Source organism: bacterium SCSIO 12643 (assembly GCA_024398135.1).
In the GTDB taxonomy this organism is placed as follows: Bacteria; Bacteroidota; Bacteroidia; order Flavobacteriales_G; family Salibacteraceae; genus CAJXZP01.
In genome coordinates, this window is sequence record CP073750.1 from 1,083,883 (window position 1) to 1,103,432 (window position 19,550).

General features: G+C 36.4%; 6 protein-coding genes. All 6 read right to left on the bottom strand.

Annotated elements, in window-relative coordinates:
* Window positions 1-94: 94 nt before the first annotated feature.
* Window positions 95-3,475, bottom strand: a complete 3,381-nt coding sequence (locus KFE94_04775) for a T9SS type A sorting domain-containing protein (protein ID UTW67429.1) — start codon at window positions 3,473-3,475, stop codon at window positions 95-97.
* 235 nt (window positions 3,476-3,710) lie between these two features.
* Window positions 3,711-7,076, bottom strand: a complete 3,366-nt coding sequence (locus KFE94_04780; protein UTW67430.1) for a T9SS type A sorting domain-containing protein — start codon at window positions 7,074-7,076, stop codon at window positions 3,711-3,713.
* Between the two features lie 376 nt (window positions 7,077-7,452).
* Window positions 7,453-10,803 (bottom strand): T9SS type A sorting domain-containing protein, encoded by a 3,351-nt coding sequence (locus tag KFE94_04785; protein ID UTW67431.1) that lies wholly within the window; start codon window positions 10,801-10,803, stop codon window positions 7,453-7,455.
* Window positions 10,804-10,987: 184 nt separating this feature from the next.
* Window positions 10,988-14,332 carry a right-handed parallel beta-helix repeat-containing protein gene (locus KFE94_04790; GenBank protein ID UTW67432.1) on the bottom strand — a complete coding sequence of 1,115 codons (3,345 nt, stop codon included), beginning with the start codon at window positions 14,330-14,332 and terminating at the stop codon, window positions 10,988-10,990.
* A gap of 140 nt (window positions 14,333-14,472) precedes the next feature.
* Window positions 14,473-17,823 carry a T9SS type A sorting domain-containing protein gene (locus KFE94_04795; GenBank protein ID UTW67433.1) on the bottom strand — a complete coding sequence of 1,117 codons (3,351 nt, stop codon included), beginning with the start codon at window positions 17,821-17,823 and terminating at the stop codon, window positions 14,473-14,475.
* Between the two features lie 308 nt (window positions 17,824-18,131).
* The gene (gene metK, locus KFE94_04800) at window positions 18,132-19,406 is read right to left on the bottom strand and encodes a methionine adenosyltransferase (protein ID UTW67434.1); all 1,275 of its coding nucleotides are present in this window, start codon (window positions 19,404-19,406) and stop codon (window positions 18,132-18,134) included.
* Window positions 19,407-19,550 lie beyond the last annotated feature (144 nt).

Sequence of the window (19,550 nt, forward strand, 5' to 3'; positions counted from 1 at the left end):
GCTTATATTTAGATTTTTCTTTATTAAATTTTAATATAAAAAAAGCCTCTCAAGCAATGCTCGAGAGGCTTTTCATTTGATATTATCTTATATCTTATTTCACAGCCATTCTATATACTGCTGTTTCACCATCTAAGGTTACTTTGACGAAATAGATTCCTTGTGCTGCTCCTTCCAAGTTAATGGTTCTGTTTACTTCACCATTTACTTTTCCGTAAGACTGTACAAATACTTGTGATCCTCGTACATCTAGTACTTCTACTGACATATCCTTAGCCTCATCAGATTTTACATTTACTGTAAACACTCCTGCATTTGGATTTGGATATACAGAGATTAACGATGCTAACTCCACTTCAGATACACTTACTAACTGTCCTACTCTTACACAATCGTTTGTATAAGTGTTAGATCCACAGCTATTTGTTACAGTTAAAGTAACAACCATACAAGTACTATCTTCAATTGTCCAAGGATAAATGTGAATTGGATTTTCATCTGTAGAAGTTGATCCATCACCGAAATCCCATAAGTATGAAGTTCCGTTTTGAGATGTATTTGTAAACACTACAGTAAAGTGAGATGAAGAATCAGCAAACGCAGCTACTGCATCTAAAATCTCAGTTACATTCGTAGACGCTGAACTTACACAGTTTTGATCTGTTACAGTCACAGAATATGTACCTGGAGATGTTACTGATAAAGTTTGGTTTGTAGAACCATCACTCCATAAGTAAGTTCCCTGCATGTTTGCATCTAATACAACGTTAGCACCTTGACAGAAGCTTGCGGAATCATCTAATACTACATCCATACTTTGTGTCACAATTGCAGTATCTGCAGATGCACAACCATGCATATCCACTACCTCAACATAAACAGTCATCGCAGAATCAACAGTTACAACTGAATCTGTAGAAGTATTTGAGTTCACATCGTTACTCCACATATAAGTACCACCAGAAATTCCAGTGTTTAATGTAGCTGAAGTACCCTCACATAAGTTCGTATCTCCTACTACTGCTACTTGCTGTGGCATTACATCGAATACAGAAGTATCAGATCCACATTGATCGTATACTGCAACTTGTTGTGTACCTGGAGCTGTAATGTCATACGTATTAGATGTATCAGTTGTATTCCATACTACAGTATCAAAATAATCTTGTTGTAAAGTCAACGTATCTCCGTTACACAATACCGGACTATTTGTAAATCCAAACTGAGATAATGGTAAGAACTCATCTGCACCAATACATGGAGGATCTTGTCTTACATCACCTTGATAATCCATAGCGTAAGCAGATAAATAAGTACCAACTCCCCATAAAGAATCGTTACATACTTTGAATGAAGAAGTATCACTAATTACATCATTCACATTCACTGAGTTTGAATCAAATCCAGTTCCAGTTACCCAGTCCGCTAATGTTGCATATGAAGTACCACTATAACCAATGTTACCACCATTTGGCGCACTGATATTGTTATAATCCATTTCATAAACACCAGAACCTGAGATATAAACAGCAGCACCAGAACCTCCATTAATGAAGATATTGTTTTTCACTTTGTTAAAACTACCACCAGTGAAATACAACGCTGGACTGAAGTTTGAAGTACTGTTCATATATACAGAGTTATGTGCAAACTCAACGAATAAACAGTTAGAAGCATAAATACCTCTACTTGCTGCTGGCTTTGGCATTACTACTCTGTTGTCTGTAACAGGCATAAATACATTTAAGTCTCCGGTCATACCTGTAAAGTATAAACCGTAACTTGGCCAAGAAGTATTACCATCAATATGGTTTCTTTGCACTTCTACTCTTACGTTTTGTCCGAAATACATTGCATAACCAAAGTTATAAGTTGTATTTGAAGTTGCATAGTTCTCGTTGAACATACCGTCTTCTTGATAGTAGAAATAAGAAGATCTGTAATACTGATCCATAAAGTGGTTATTTTCTACCACATTATTTTTACAATAAGAACTGAAGTTACCATAGAAATATAATCCATAGTTACCATTCATAATTGTATTGTTAGTTAAAGTCCAGTTGTCGTTACCTGGTCCATAAATATAAGAAGCATACTCATCAGAATCCCAAGTAGAAGTCGATGGCATACCAATCCATTTACAACCATCAATAGTAATGTGTGTATTACCACCTGAAGTGTTAGTTGTTACAACTCTAGAGTAACTTGCACCTAAGTTTTGTAATGTAATATCTTCAAAGCTGAAGTTTGAAGCTCCGTTGAAATTCAACACGTAGTTATCACCACTGTTAGTTGAAGAATAAGAAACAATAACACTATCTACATTTCCTGATTGTGATCTAAAAGTCACATTATTAGCAGCAGACATACCGTTATATGATTCTAATTGGATTTGCTCTACATATGTTCCGTTCATTACTTCAAACACAGTAGCTGCACAAATTCCGTAGTTACTCATTGCATTGATTGCATCAGCAAATGAAGTAAAGTCACCTGTAGCACCAATTGTATAAGTTCCTGAAAGAGAATTGTACACTGAAACATTTAATGTATCATTGATGTTGTTACTATCTGGAACTGCATTTGGCATTGAAGACCATACTACGATGTTATCTCCATCATTTAATCCACCAGTAACCGTACCTAAAGTAACAGTATCCACTCCAAAAGAAGCCATGTTACCAGTCCAAGCATAAGCAGGCTGAACATTACCATTAATTGTCCAGTTTACCGTAGCTGATGTCAGGTTGGCTGTACCAAAGTTTTTCAACTCCACTTTTACTACAGAATCCATAGCACAAGTTGGGAAAGTTGGATTTGTTAAAGCACCAATTGCTGCATCGTTAGCTAAAGGAGGACTAAACTCAAAACGGATATTTGGTCTTGCCATAAAGTCACTACCAAATCCACTACTACCAGTCATAGCACACCCTGTTTGACCATCTGCATATCTACCATAAACAGAGTTAAAAGTTGTTGCTGTATAGTTTACAGTACTGTTACTGTACCATGCACCATTATCCCAACAAACCTCAATAACAATGTTTGATACACCATCCCAAGCAAATGGAGCTGAAAATGTAAACCCATTCCATCCTGTTGTTGCGGTGTGTGTACCAGAATACACATTAGTTAAACCAGTAGCATATGCGGTTAAAGATGTAGCTGTTGTATGCCCCATCTGAATATTGAATCCATTCATTGCATTTGAATTTGCTGTAGCTACATCAAATCCAATACTAAGAACACTACCTGCTCCACCTAAAGCTTGCAGTTCAGAAGCCAATACCAAGTATTGCGTTCTATTATCTTCGTAATATGTTCCAAATGGAGTCGGTAACGTTTGGAACGTTCCCGTTGTTGTCGTACCCGTACCCAGATACACATAGTTTTGCGCTGATACTTTTGTAAAGGCGGTACCTAAAAATACCGCAAACAAAACCAGCATCGTTTTGTAAACGTAGTTTTTTCTCATAAAATTTCTCTAAAATTGGTAAATAACGTCTCCAAATATATCGGTAATTATTTCTCATGCAAAATTTTTTTTAAAAAAAGCTTAATCTTACCCAACCCCCTATATTATTTATTCGTATCGCATACATTTTATTTTAAAACGGCAATTATCAATTTTAAAGAACTAAATACGCTTAAATCGAAAAGCCCGGGTGATATATCACCCGGGCTTTTATAATTATTTTGGAAACTAATTACTAGTTCACGGAAATCCTATAAACTGCTGTTTCACCATCTAAAGTTACTTTAACAAAATAGATTCCTTGTGCTACTCCTTCCAGATTAACAGTTCTGTTTACCTCACCATTTATTTTTCCGTAAGATTGTACAAATACCTGCGCCCCTCTTACATCCAGTACCTCAATCGACATATCCTTAGACTCATCAGATTTCACATTTACTGTAAAGATTCCAGCATTTGGATTTGGATATACAGAGATTAACGAGGCTAACTCAACTTCAGAAATACTTAACGGATTTACTGATTTCCCTACCTTTACACAATAATCTGTATACGTAGCAGCCCCACAACTATTGGTCACTTCTAACGTCACAACGTAACATAGACTATCCTCATTTGTATTTGAAAAGGCGTGCGTTGGATTTTCGTATGTTGAGGTTGTCCCATCTCCAAAATTCCATAGATAAGAAACTCCATTTTGCGATGTATTTGTAAATACAGCTGTATAAAGTGAAGATGAAGTACTAAACGAAGCTATAGCATTTAAAATTTCAGATACATTCGTAGACGCTGAACTTACACAGTTTTGATCTGTTACAGTCACAGAATATATACCAGGAGCTGTTACAGATAAAGTTTGGTTTGTTGAACCATCACTCCATAAGTAAGTTCCCTGCATGTTTGCATCTAATACCACATTTGCACCTTCGCAGAAACTTGCTGTATCTGCCAACACCACATCCATACTTTGAGTTACAATTGCGGTATCCATAGAGCTACATCCATACATATCCACAACTTCAACGTATACGGTCATTGCAGAATCAACAATTATCACTGAATCTGTCAATGTATTTGAATTCACATCGTTACTCCATAGATAAGTACCACCAGAAATCCCAGTGTTTAATGTAGCTGAAGTTCCCTCACATAAGTTGGTATCTCCTACTACTGCTACTTGCTGTGGCATTACATCGAATACAGAAGTATCAGATCCACATAAATCGTATACCGAAACTTGTTGCGTAGCCGGAGCGGTAATATCATACGTATTTGAAGTATCAGTTGCGTTCCATACTACTGTATCAAAATACTCTTGAACCAATGTTAAAGTATCTCCATTACATAAAACCAAATCAGAGAATCCAAATTGTGAAGTCGGCATAAACTCATCCGCCCCGATACATGGAGGATCTTGCCTTACCTCACCTTGATAATCCATAGCGTAAGCAGATAAATAAGTACCTACTGCCCATAACGAATCGTTACATACTTTGAATGAAGAAGTATCACTAATTACATCATTCACATTCACTGAGTTTGAATCAAATCCAATTCCGGTTACCCAATCTGATAATGTTGCATATGTAGTACCCCCCCTATAACCAATGTCACCTCCATTTGGCGCACTGATATTGTTATAATCCATTTCATAAACACCTGAACCTGAGATATAAACAGCAGCACCAGAACCTCCATTAATGAAGATATTGTTTTTCACTTTGTTAAAACTACCACCAGAGAAATACAACGCTGAGTTAAAGGTTGAAGTACTGTTCATATATACAGAGTTATGTGCAAACTCAACGAATAACAAGTCAGAAGCATAAATACCTCTCCATGCGTTTGGCTTAGGCATAACCACTCTGTTATTATAAATTGATACAGATGCATTCAAATCTCCTTTTACACTCGCTAAATACAACCCGGTTGATGGCCAATTGACAGTCCCTTCAACATGGTTATTAGAAATTTCAATTCTACGAGCCCCACCTATAAAGAAAGAACTACCACTAGGATGAGTTGAGTTAGATATAGCATGGTTTTCAGTAAACAAACCATCATCCTGATAGTAGAAATTTGCAGATATGTACCACTGATCAACAAACTCATTTCTTTCAATCACATTATTTTCCCCGTAATTTCCGTTAGTTCCATAAAAATACAACCCATAATTGCCATTTATAATAGTATTATTCCTAATCGTCCAATTATCATTACCTCCTCCATTGATATATGACACATATTGATTACCGTTAGATCCATTAGTCGTTGGCATTCCAATCCACTTACATCCATCAATCGTAATATTCTTATTACCACCTGAAGCAGTAACTACTCTTGAGTATGAAGGTCCTAAGTTTTGAAAAGTCATATTCTCTACCAAAATATTAGAAACGTGATCAAATTTCAAAATATAGTTATCTGAACTTCCTGAGGAAATATATGATATGACCACACTATCTGCATTTCCGGATTGTGAACGGAAGGTTAAAGTATTCATAGAAGACATCCCTGGAAAAGTAGAAAGGTTTAATTGCTCCGTATAGGTTCCATTTACCGCTTCTACAATCAAATTTCCACAAACTCCATAGGCACTAAGGCTATTAATCGCATCTGTAAACGAAACGAAATCACCTGCTCCCGAAGGATCAATGGTGATTACACCACTATAACCCTGAGTGTACACCAACTGCGTAGAGTCATTGTATGTAGATGAATCCGTAACACCATTTGGCATTGAGGTCCACACATCTATGGTATCGCCAAAAGCGATATTTGAATTTGTACCTACAACAACAGTATCTAAATCATTTGTTGCTAAAGACCCCGTCCAGGAATAAGGCATTTGGAGATTACCATTAATTGACCAGTTGATTTGGGCAGAAGTCAGGTTTCCAGATCCATAGTTTTTCAATTCTACAGTAACGACAGAATCCAAAGTACATCCCGGAAGTTCAGGATTTAATACTGCAGTTAAACCAGAATTATTTACTAAATCAGAAAAAACCTCAATATCATCTAATGCAATATCGTTGAAATATGGTGTGCTCCCATTTTGATTTACATTAAAACGGAATTTCGGAGGTCCACTGAAAGTGTATGCTGATAATGGGATAGAGAACTGTTCCCAATCTCGATTAGCCGTATTATTGGCAAATGTAAAAACTCCGGTATGCCAGGTTGCTCCGTCAAATACATCGACACTAAATGTATTAAAAGTGGTATTGTATCCTGTAATATCACTTTTTAACCAAAAACGTAATTTTGGATTTATAAAACCATTTATATTCACAGTATCGGTTTCTAAAATTGAAATCAGATTGTTAGGAGAGGAACCATCAACCCAGGCAAACGAACCTCCATTCCCCGTATGATCTACTGTACCATTCATTGCAAAGCCAGGATGTCCACTGAGCCTCCATAATGCTTTATAACTTGTATTACCTGTAGACGAGGTATTTGACCAACCCACAGGAACTGACGTATTATCAAATGTCTCGGTAAATGGCGGTGCAGAAACTGTCTGTGCAGAAACCGAAAATCCCCAGGCTACCAAAACCAATAGCGCATAGATTTTTATTAAGTGATTTTTCCTCATAATTTCTTTGATTTTAAGTTATACAATGAGGCCAAATATATTTCTCCACAATGAGCGAAGCAAAGCAACAGCAAATCACAAACACCTTAAAAACAACACTTTAATGCTCGTGTATAGTTAAAATAAGGTTGAGTCAAATACATATCCCACCTCTTTCTCAACCTTTTTCAACGATTCGTTCTTATCACATTAAGTATTTGTTTGGATTTCATTCTTGATGGGTTATAAAGTGTATGCAAAAACACTTCTCGTTTCAAGGCAAATCCATCAATTTTAGAATAAACCATCCATAAGGTCATCTTACCAAAAGTTATTAAACAAAAAAGCCCGAAGGATGAATCCCCCGGGCTCTTACAATTATTTTGGAAACCAGTGACTAGTTCACTGAAATTCTATAAACTGCTGTTTCACCATCTAAGGTTACTTTAACAAAATAGATTCCTTGTGCTACTCCTTCCAGGTTAACAGTTCTGTTTACTTCACCATTAACTTTTCCGTAAGACTGCACAAACACTTGAGCACCTCTGATATCCAGCACCTCTATTGCCATATCCTTAGCCTCATCAGATTTTACATTTACTGTAAATACTCCTTCGTTAGGATTTGGATATACTGAAATTAATGAAGCTAACTCTACCTCAGAAACACCAACCATAACTCCTATTCTTACACAATCATCAGTATAAGTATGAGAACCACAACTATTCGTCACGGTTAATGTTACCACTTTACAAATACTATCTTGATTTGTCCATGGGTAAATATGAGTTGGATTTTCTTCTGTAGACGTTGTTCCATCACCGAAATCCCATAGGTAAGATGTACCATTTTGAGATGTATTTGTAAATTGAACAGCTAAATATGATGAAGAACTATTAAATGATGCCACCGCATCCAAGATTTCTGTCACAAATGTAGAAGCTGAACTTACACAGTTTTGATCTGTTACAGTTACTGAATAAGATCCAGGAGAGGTTACTGATAAAGTTTGGTTTGTTGAACCATCACTCCATAAGTACGTCCCTTGCATGTTTGCATCTAATACCACATTCGCACCTTCACAGAAGGTAGCCGAATCATCCAATACTACATCCATACTTTGAGTTACAATAGCTGTATCCATAGAACTACATCCATGCATATCCACTACCTCAACATATACGGTCATTGCTGTATCAACAACTACAACTGAATCTGTAGACGTATCAGAATTTAAGTCATTACTCCACATATAAGTACCACCAGAAATTCCAGTGTTTAATGTAGCCGTAGTTCCTTCACATAAATTGGTATCTCCTACTACTGCAACTTGTTGTGGCATTACCGTGAATACTGAGGTATCAGACCCACATAAATCATATACCGCTACTTGTTGAGAACCTGGAGCAGTAATATCATAGGTATTTGTTGTATCTGTAGTATTCCATACCACAGTATCAAAATAATCCTGTACCAGAGTTAATGTATCACCATCACATAATACAGGACTATCATTAAATCCGAACTCAGAGATTGGCATAAACTCATCCGCACCAATACATGGAGGATCTTGACGCATATCGCCTTCATAATCCACCATATAAGTAGCTAAATATGTTCCAACACCATATAATGAATCATTACATACTTTAAATGTTGCGGTATCGCTGATCACATCGTTTACATTTACTGAATTCGAATCAAATCCAGTAGCTGCAATCCAATCGGATAAAGTAGTATAACCTGTACCTGAAGTATAACCTACATCCCCTCCATTTGGAGTACTTAAATTGTTATTATCCATTTCATATACACCTGATCCAGCTACATAAATTGCAGAACCAGTACCTCCGTTAATGAAGATATTGTTTTTCACTTTGTTGAAACTTCCATCATCAAATTCCAATGCAGCGTCAGTACCTGAAGAACTATTCATATAAACTGAATTATGCGCCAACTCCACAAATAGACTATTATATGACCTAATTCCATAATCCGCATTTGATTTCTTCATTACCACACGGTTATTCGTTATAGGTAAGAACGTATTCAAATCACCAGTCATACCAGAAAAATATATCCCTTGATCTGGCCAGGTTGCGTTCCCTTTAACATGGTTATTACTTACCTCGAATCTGGTATTTTCTACAAAATAGAATCCATATGAAAAAGAAAGCGTAGAAGTTGACGTTACTTCATTACCAATAAATTCTCCATCCATTTGATAATAGATATATGCACCAGTATAATATTGATCAATAAATGTATTATTCCTAACCACGTTATTCATTCCGTTGGTATTGAAATCTCCATCTAAATATAAACCATAGTTACCATCGATAATTGTATTATTTGTAATCGTCCAATTATCTTTTCCAGGACCATCAATATACGAAACAGCTTGCTCATCATCCCAAGATGATGTAGAAGGTACTCCTTTCCACACACAACCGTCAATTTTGATATCTGTACTAGAATTATTTACAGCCGTAACAACTCTTGAATAACCAGCACCTAAATTTTGCATTGTAATATTTTCAATATTAAAATAAGACGCACCGTTAAAATTAACCACATAATTATCAGAAGATCCAGTAGCTGAATACGACAAAGTTACCATACTGGCATCTCCGGATTGAGATCTAAATGTCACATTATTTGCCATGGACATTCCATCATAAGTTGTAAGGTTTATTTGTTCAACATAAGTACCATTCGCTACTTCGAAAACAGTTGCTGCACAAATACCGAAATCAATCATATCACTAATCGCTGCTGCAAAACTCACATAATCACCCGCACCAGACGCATCAATGGTATATGTTCCGGACAATGAAGTATGTACCATAACAGCTAATGTATCATTAATGTTATTACTGTCTAATACTCCATTTGGCATTGAAGACCATACCACAATATTATCTCCATCATTTAAACCACCAGTAACCACACCAAGGGTTAAAGTATCCTTATCAAAAGATGCTAAGTTTCCTGTCCATGCGTTAGCTGGCTGAATATTTCCGTTAACAGACCAGTTCACTGTTGCAGAAGTTAAATTTGAAGTTCCATAATTAATCAATTCAACTTGCACGTTAGAATCCATTGCACAAGTAGGAAATGATGGATTAATTAATGCGCCAGTAGCAGCATCATTTGCCAATGGTGGAGTAAACTCTAAACGCATATTTGGTCTATACGTTTGCTGAGCTCCAGTTGATGTATTACCGTTAGTCATTGAACATCCGGAATTTCCATCATCATATCTACCATACACAGAATTGAATGAAGTGGCTGTATATCTAACGAAGCTGTTATCAAACCACGCTCCGTTATCAAAACAAACTTCTACAACAACATTTGACACACCATCCCATGCAAATGGAGCAGTAAATGTAAAGTTATTCCATCCAGAAGTCGCCACATGGCTACCAGAATACACATTCGTCAAACCTGAAACAAAACCAGAAAGAGATGTTGCTGTAGTATGACCGATCTTAATATTAAACCCATTCATTGTTGCAGCGTCCGGTTGTGAGACATCGAACGCTAAACCTAATACACTTCCAGAAGCTCCCAAAGCTTGCAATTCAGATGCTAAAATCAGATATGACGTTCTACCATCCTCATAATATGTTCCAAATGGGGTTGGCATTGTTTGGTAAGTAGTGGTTGCTGTAGTCGCAGTACCGACATACAGATAGTTTTGGGCTGATAATTCTTGCAATGACAGCCCCAAGAATGCTATCATTACTATCACCCAATTAAAAAGATAATTTTTCCTCATAATCGATATATAATATTAAATAGTTAACTAATGACCCAAATATATTCTTTAAGAGTATTTATTCCAACTTTTTTATTTCACATAAAAAAGAAAAAGCCCCGATAGTGTAAACTATCGGGGCTTTCATAAATGAATTATTTATTTAAACCTATTTCACAGAAACTCTGTACACTGCAGTTTCACCATCTAAGGTTACTTTAACAAAATAGATTCCTTGTGCTGCTCCTTCCAAGTTAATGGTTCTGTTTACTTCACCATTTACTTTTCCGTAAGACTGTACAAATACCTGAGCACCTCTGATATCAAGTACTTGTACTGACATTTCCTTAGCCTCATCAGATTTTACATTTACTGTAAAAATTCCAGCATTTGGATTTGGATATACAGAGATTAATGATGCTAACTCCACTTCAGACACACTTACCAACTGACCTACTCTTACACAATCATTGGTATAAGTATGAGATCCACAGCTATTTGTTACAGTTAATTTTACCACATAACAAATACTATCTTCATTAGTCCATGGATAAATATGCGTTGGATTCTCCTCTGTTGATGTTGTTCCATCACCGAATTCCCATAAGTAAGATGTTCCGTTCTGAGATGCGTTAGTAAACACTACAGTATAGAATGAAGATGAATCAGAGAAAGAGGCTACAGCATCTAATATTTCTGACACATAAGATGAAGCTGAACTTACACAGTTTTGATCTGTTACAGTTACTGAATAAGATCCTGGAGAGGTTACTGATAAAGTTTGGTTTGTTGAACCATCACTCCATAAGTAAGTTCCTTGCATGTTTGCATCTAATACCACATTAGCTCCCTCACAGAAACTTGCCGAATCATCTAACACAACATCCATACTTTGCGTCACTACAGCTGTATCCATAGAACTACACCCATGCATATCCACTACTTCAACATAAACAGTCATGGCAGTATCTACAACAACAACTGAATCGGTAGATGTATCAGCGTTTAGGTCATTACTCCACATATATGTACCACCAGAAATTCCAGTGTTTAATGTGGCAGAAGTTCCCTCACATAAGTTCGTATCTCCTACAGTGGCTACCTGCTGTGGCATTACTGTGAACACAGATGTATCTGATCCACATAAATCATATACAGCCACTTGTTGCGTACCAGGAGCGGTAATATCATAAGTGTTTGAAGTATCTGTTGTATTCCATACTACAGTATCAAAATAATCCTGTACCAGAGTTAATGTATCTCCACTACATAAAACCGGACTATTTGTAAATCCAAATTGAGAAATTGGCATAAACTCATCTGCTCCAATACATGGAGGATCTTGCCTCACATCTCCCTCATAGTCTACAGCATACATTGGCATTGCTGTACCCACATTCCATAACGAATCATTACATACTTTAAATGAAGCAGTATCGCTCATTACATTATTTACGTTCACAGAATTTGAATCTAATTGTGTTGCAGCAACCCAATCAGTTAAGGTAGCTTGATTAGAACCGTTATAACCAATATTACCTCCGTTTGGCGCACTTAAGTTATTATAATCCATTTCATAGATTCCAGATCCCGACATGTAAACTGCAGCTCCAGAACCTCCATTGATGAAAATATTATTTTTTACAGTGTTAAAACTACCACCCGTAAAGTATAAAGCTCCATAAGAAGTTGAACTACTATTCATGTAAACCGAATTATGAGCTACTTCCACAAACAAACAACTTGATGCATATATTCCATAATAACCGCTTGATTTTGGCATTATAATTCGGTTATTATAAACAGGCAAAAATGTATTTAAGTCACCAGTTACAGATGTTAAATACAATCCATATCTCGGCCAATTTGCGTTTCCTTCAATATGGTTGTTAGAGATTTCAGTTCTTAGAGTCTGCCCAATATAGAATGAATAACCAGAGTTATAAGTTGTATTTGAAGTTGCATGATTTCCTGTAAACATACCGTCTTCTTGATAATAGAAATACGCAGATCTATAATACTGATCCATGAATTCATTATTTTCAACTATATTGTTTTTACCATTAGCACTAAAGTTTCCATAAAGATACAAACCGTAGTTACCATTCATAATCGTATTATTTACAATCGTCCAATTATCATTACCTGGACCATAGATGTATGAAACATATTCATCAGAATCCCATGTTGATGTTGAAGGCATACCTACCCACTTACATCCATCAATAGTAATATTTGTATTTCCACCCGAAGTTGGAGTGGTTACTACTCTTGAATAATCTGCTCCTAAATTTTGAAGCGTCATATTGGCAATCGTAATATATGAAGCTTCATCAAAGTTCAAAATATAGTTATCTGCACTTCCAGTAGCTGAATATGAAATAATCACACTATCCGCATTTCCAGACTGAGAACGGAAGGTTAAAGTATTCATAGAAGACATACCTGGAAAAGTAGAAAGATTTAACTGTTCTACATAAGTTCCGTTTACTGCCTCAACAATCAAACTACCACATACACCGTAGATATCAATATTATTAATCGCATCTGTAAATGAAACGAAATCACCTGCTCCAGAAGGATCAATAGTCATTACACCACTGTAACCTTGAATATACTCCAATTGTGTAGAATCATTGTACGCAGCCGAATCCATAATACCATTTGGCATAGAGGTCCATACATCAATAATATCACCAAAAGCAATATTTGAATTTGTACCTACAGTAACAGTATCTAAATCGCTTGTCGCCAAAGATCCCGTCCAGGAATAAGGCATTTGGAGATTACCATTAATTGACCAGTTGATTTGAGCAGAAGTCAGGTTTCCCGATCCATAATTTTTCAACTCTACTGTAACCACAGAGTCTAAAGTACAACCTGGAAGTTCTGGATTTAACACTGCTGTTAAACCTGCATTATTCACTAAATCAGAAAAAATCTCAACGTCATCTAAAGCGATATCATTCCAGTAAGGTGTCCCTCCTGTTTGATCTACATTAAAACGAAATTTAGCAGGTCCACTAAAAGTGTATGCTGATAAAGAAACAGAGAATTGTTCCCAATCTTGATTAGCCGTATTATTAGCAAATGTAAATGCTCCGGTATGCCAGGTAGCTCCGTCAAATACATCTACACTAAATGTATTAAAAGTGGTATTGTATCCTGTAATATCACTTTTTAACCAAAAACGTAATTCAGGATTCACAACACCAGTCATATTCACGTTATCGGTTTCTAAAATTGAAGTCAGATTGTTAGGAGTAGAACCGTCAACCCAGGCATAAGAACCACCATTTCCAGTATGATCAGATGTACCACTCATCGCGTAATCCGGATCGCCATCAAATTTCCACAATGCATTGGTACTTGTACTACCTGTAGATGAAGTATTTGACCACCCCACAGGCATAGTTGTGTTATCAAATGTTTCTGTATACTGAGCAGAAACGGAAAGTCCACACGCTGTTAACACCCCCAGCATGAGGCTTTTAATCGGATAATTTTTACTCATAATTTATATTTGTGTTCACTAAATAAGCCCCCAAATATATCCGATATAACTACTTACACAAAGTTTTTTTTGCTTCAAAAAAAAGAGCCATGGCAACAATTGTCACCACGGCTCCTACCAATTTAGTATATTGATTTGGTTTATTTCACAGACACTCTATAAACTGCTGTTTCACCATCTAAGGTTACTTTAACAAAATAGATTCCTTGTGCTGCTCCTTCCAAGTTAATGGTTCTGTTTACTTCACCATTTACTTTTCCGTAAGACTGTACAAATACCTGAGCACCTCTGATATCAAGTACTTGTACTGACATATCTTTAGCCTCATCAGATTTTACATTTACTGTAAAGATTCCAGCATTTGGATTCGGATACACAGAGATTAATGATGCTAGCTCCACTTCAGATACGCTTACCATCACACCCACTCTTACACAATCGTTTGTATAAGTGTGAGATCCACAGCTATTTGTTACAGTTAATGTCACCACATAACAAATACTATCTTCATTGGTCCATGGGTATACATGAACTGGATTTTCATCTGTAGAAGTTGTTCCATCACCGAAATCCCATAAGTATGAAGTTCCGTTTTGAGACGTATTTGTAAACGCTACAGTATAGAATGAAGATGAATCAGAGAATGCAGCTACTGCATCTAAAATCTCAGTTACATTCGTAGACGCTGAACTTACACAGTTTTGATCTGTTACAGTTACTGAATAAGACCCAGGAGATGTTACTGATAAAGTTTGGTTTGTTGAACCATCACTCCATAAGTAAGTCCCTTGCATGTTTGCATCTAATACCACATTAGCTCCTTCACAGAAACTTGCTGAATCATCTAGTACCACATCAAAACTTTGAGTCACAATAGCTGTATCCATAGAACTACATCCATGCATATCCACTACTTCAACATAAACAGTCATCGCAGTATCCACTACTACAACTGAATCTGTAGATGTATCAGAGTTTAAGTCATTACTCCACATATAAGTACCACCAGAAATTCCAGTATTTAATGTTGCAGAAGTTCCTTCACATAAGTTAGTATCTCCAACTACTGCTACTTGTTGCGCCAGTACATCGAATACAGAAGTATCAGATCCACATTGATCATATACCGCAACTTGTTGTGTACCAGGAGCGGTAATATCATAAGTGTTTGAAGTATCTGTTGTATTCCATACTACAGTATCAAAATAATCTTGTTGTAATGTTAAAGTATCACCATCACATAATACAGGATTATCATTAAATCCGAACTCAGAGATTGGCATGAATTCATCTGCACCAATACATGGAGGATCTTGTCGCATATCTCCTTCAAAATCCATTGAGTATGCAGGCATATACATACCTACTCCGTAAAGAGAATCATTACACACCTTAAAAGTAGCTGTATCACTCATTACATTATTTACATTCACAGAATTTGAATCAAAACCTGTTGCCGCAACCCAATCAGTCAATGTCGCTTGAGCAGAACCATTATAACCAATCACACCACCATTAGGGGCACTTAAATTATTATAATCCATTTCATATACACCAGAACCTGAAATATACATAGCCGATCCTGTTCCTCCATTGATCAGGATATTATTCTTAACAGAGTTAAAACTACCACCAGTGAAATACAACGCTGGACTGAAGTTTGAAGTACTGTTCATATAAACTGAGTTATGCGCAAACTCTACAAATAACCAGTTAGACGCGTATACACCTCTTGACGCATTCGGTCTTGGCATAACCACTCTATTATTCACTACAGGCATAAATGTATTTAGATCACCTGTAAGGTTGATCATATACATACCATATCTTGGCCAAACATTTGTACCGTCAATGTGATTATTTGTAATCTGAGTTCTACTATGTCCACTCAAGTACATTGCGTACCCACTAGTATAGGTAGAAGTAGAAGCTACATAGTTATTATCAAATATCGCATCTTCTTGATAGTAGAAGTGAATACCTCTATAACGTTGATCGATACACTCATTGTTAGCAATAACAGTATTCTTGTTATAATTTGAGAAGTTACCATAGAAGTAAATTCCATAACTACCATTAATAAACTGGTTATTGGTAATTGTCCAGTTATCATTATCCGCACCATAGATATACGTCAAACTTCTTAATGTAGAAGTCGAAGTTGTTGTACTTGCTTTAATAATACAGTTGTTAATGGTATTATCATGGCTACCTCCAGAAGTTGGTGTAGTCAATACGCGCAAATAAGTTGACCCAAGGTTTTCCATGGTAATATCTTCAAACGTAAAATAAGAAGCACCATTAAAGTTTACCACATAATTATCAGCTGATCCGGTTGCTGCGTACGATAAAATTACGCTATCCGCATCTCCAGCCTGAGATCTAAATGTTACATTATTTGTACTGGACATACCTGTGTAAGAACCTAATTCAATTTGCTCTACATAAGTATTACTTAATACCTCAAATACTGTTGGACCACATAGCCCATATGCATCCATAGCGTTAACCGCATCTGTAAAAGTGGTATAATCTCCACCTGTACCAATAGTATATGTACCATTTAATGCAGGTTCAAATACTCCAGACGCAGTATCATTACTGGTATCCGTATCCTGAACCCCATTTGGCCATTTTGTCCAAACAGTAATGTTCGTTGCTCCAGCAGGCATAGTTAAAGTATCCAAGGTAACTATTGTATCCGTTGCACCAGTACCTCCAAAAGTATCTAATGGTGCAATAAACCATGCTGAATCCATAACACTGTTCACATCCCAAACAACCATAAAGCTGTCTACCTGATTTGTTCCGAAGTTAGACACTTTCACGCTAATAGAATCAAAACCACCGGCACAATAAACTCCCGGAGTTTCAATTGAAGATAAACTAACGTTATCTGGCGAAGTACTTGCTGGCACATAAGTTACACTACCATTAAATTGTCTTGTACTAAATGTAGGATTTGGAATTGAACCTCCATATCCAACACCAGGACCTGTTTCAATAGTTGTAAACGCATCTGTAAAAGTACTTTGATTAGACGAGTTGTAAGTCGTATATACTACCGATGAAGACGCTCCTCCAACGTAAAACCCATAAGTTCCAGGACCCAATACTAATGGCGTATTTAATGTCAAACTTGAAACTACAGGTGTTAAACCTATTGATTGACCTGTCACAGTACCAGATTGAATCATCGTCCAACCATTTGCTGCTGAAATTGTAGGTGGTCCACTAATAGGCGTTGTGCTATACCAAATCTCGTACGGTTGCGTACTACTTTGGAAAGCCTGACCAATTTCAGTAACGATAATTGGTGCAGTAACGGTCAGGTTGAACGTACTACCTCCTGATCCATTTCCACCATTTAACGGTGGAACCGTAGAATTGACAAACTGCCCGTTCACTGTAATCGTTGCACTCACGAAAAACAGGGTTAACATGGCAGCTATCGTTAAAAAATTCTTTTTACGAAGTAAAATTTTTCTCATACACTAAGCTGTTAAAAGTTGATAATTTTATTGATTTTAAGGGTACTAAAATAATTTATAAATACTTTAACTGAAAAACAGAAGCGTATTTTTTAATTCCAATTCAATACGAAACAAATTTATTTTTATGACTTTTATCATAAAACATAAGGGCTACAGCAATTTTAATGATGTTAAAAAAAATTAACTTTTTCATAACTTTTGAGTACCCAACCTTTCTAAAAAATGGAACAATCAGCTCTATTTAAAACAAAAAAGCCCCTAACTTTTATCAAGTTAGAGGCTTCAATCTCTATATTTTAAACTACTTAGTTCATTAACGCTTTAATCGCATCTACTTTATTCAACTTTTCCCAGGTAAACAACTCCACTTCTTCTTTCTTACTTCCTCCGTCCAGAGTTTTAAACTCTTTTACAACCGTTTCATTCTTTCTTCCCATATGTCCATAAGCTGCAGTTTCAGAATATATCGGATTTCTTAATTTTAAATCTCTTTCAATAATTCCTGGTCTTAAATCAAACACTTCCTTAACAATCTCAGCAATACGAATATCAGTCAATCCATTTTTTGCAGAACCATATGTATTTACGTTAATACCTGTAGGCTCAACAACACCAATTGCATAAGAAACCTGAACCAACACCTGCTTAGCTACTCCTGCGGCTACCAAATTCTTGGCGATCCATCTTGTGGCGTATGCAGCTGAACGATCCACTTTACTCGGGTCCTTTCCTGAAAAAGCCCCACCTCCATGTGCACCTTTTCCACCATAGGTATCCACAATAATTTTTCGACCTGTCAATCCGGTATCTCCATGAGGACCTCCAATCACAAATTTCCCGGTTGGATTAATATGATATTTAATATCTGTTGTAAACAGACTTTGAATATGTTCCGGCAACTTCGACTTTACACGTGGAATCAAAACATTTACAATATCATTATAAATCTTTTCTTGCATTTGTTGCTCAGCCAACTTTGGATTTCCTTCGTCAACTATAAACTCATCATGTTGAGTTGAAATAACAATAGAATCTATTCTAATCGGATTATGGTTCTCATCATACTCAATTGTCACCTGCGACTTGGCATCCGGTCTTAAGTATTTGATTTCAGATTCTTCTCTACGAATAACAGCTAGCTCTCTTAGAAGCAAGTGTGATAAATCCAACGCTAATGGCATGTAGTTTTCTGTTTCGTCAGTGGCATATCCAAACATCATCCCCTGATCACCTGCACCTTGCTCTTCCACACCACCTCTATCAACTCCCTGGTTGATATCGTTAGATTGTCCGTGAATGGCAGTGAGCACTCCACAAGAATTTCCATCAAACTTGTATTCGCTTTTTGTATATCCGATTTTATTAATTGTTTCTCTTGCGATTTGTTGCACATCAACATAAGCATCAGTTTTCACTTCTCCTGCTGCTACTACCTGCCCGGTGGTCACTAATGTTTCACAAGCTACCTTAGAGTTTTTATCAAATGCTAAAAAGTGATCTAACAAAGCATCACTAATTTGATCCGCTACTTTATCCGGATGACCTTCAGAAACTGATTCTGATGTAAAAAGGTAAGACATATATAATTATATAATTAATTTAAAATACTTTCTTCATGTCAATTCTAAGAATATTACGTCAATAAGAAAGTATCCAATTTTGTTTTTTGACTTTATTTAGACGAAAGGGTCGTGCGGCTTACAATTTAGCATTTTTTACTGTGG

Coding starts and splice junctions, on each gene's coding strand:
- metK (UTW67434.1), bottom strand. CDS start 19,406: ATGTCTTACCTTTTTACATCAGAATCAGTTTCTGAAGGTCATCCGGAT.
- KFE94_04775 (UTW67429.1), bottom strand. CDS start 3,475: ATGAGAAAAAACTACGTTTACAAAACGATGCTGGTTTTGTTTGCGGTA.
- KFE94_04780 (UTW67430.1), bottom strand. CDS start 7,076: ATGAGGAAAAATCACTTAATAAAAATCTATGCGCTATTGGTTTTGGTA.
- KFE94_04795 (UTW67433.1), bottom strand. CDS start 17,823: ATGAGAAAAATTTTACTTCGTAAAAAGAATTTTTTAACGATAGCTGCC.
- KFE94_04790 (UTW67432.1), bottom strand. CDS start 14,332: ATGAGTAAAAATTATCCGATTAAAAGCCTCATGCTGGGGGTGTTAACA.
- KFE94_04785 (UTW67431.1), bottom strand. CDS start 10,803: ATGATAGCATTCTTGGGGCTGTCATTGCAAGAATTATCAGCCCAAAAC.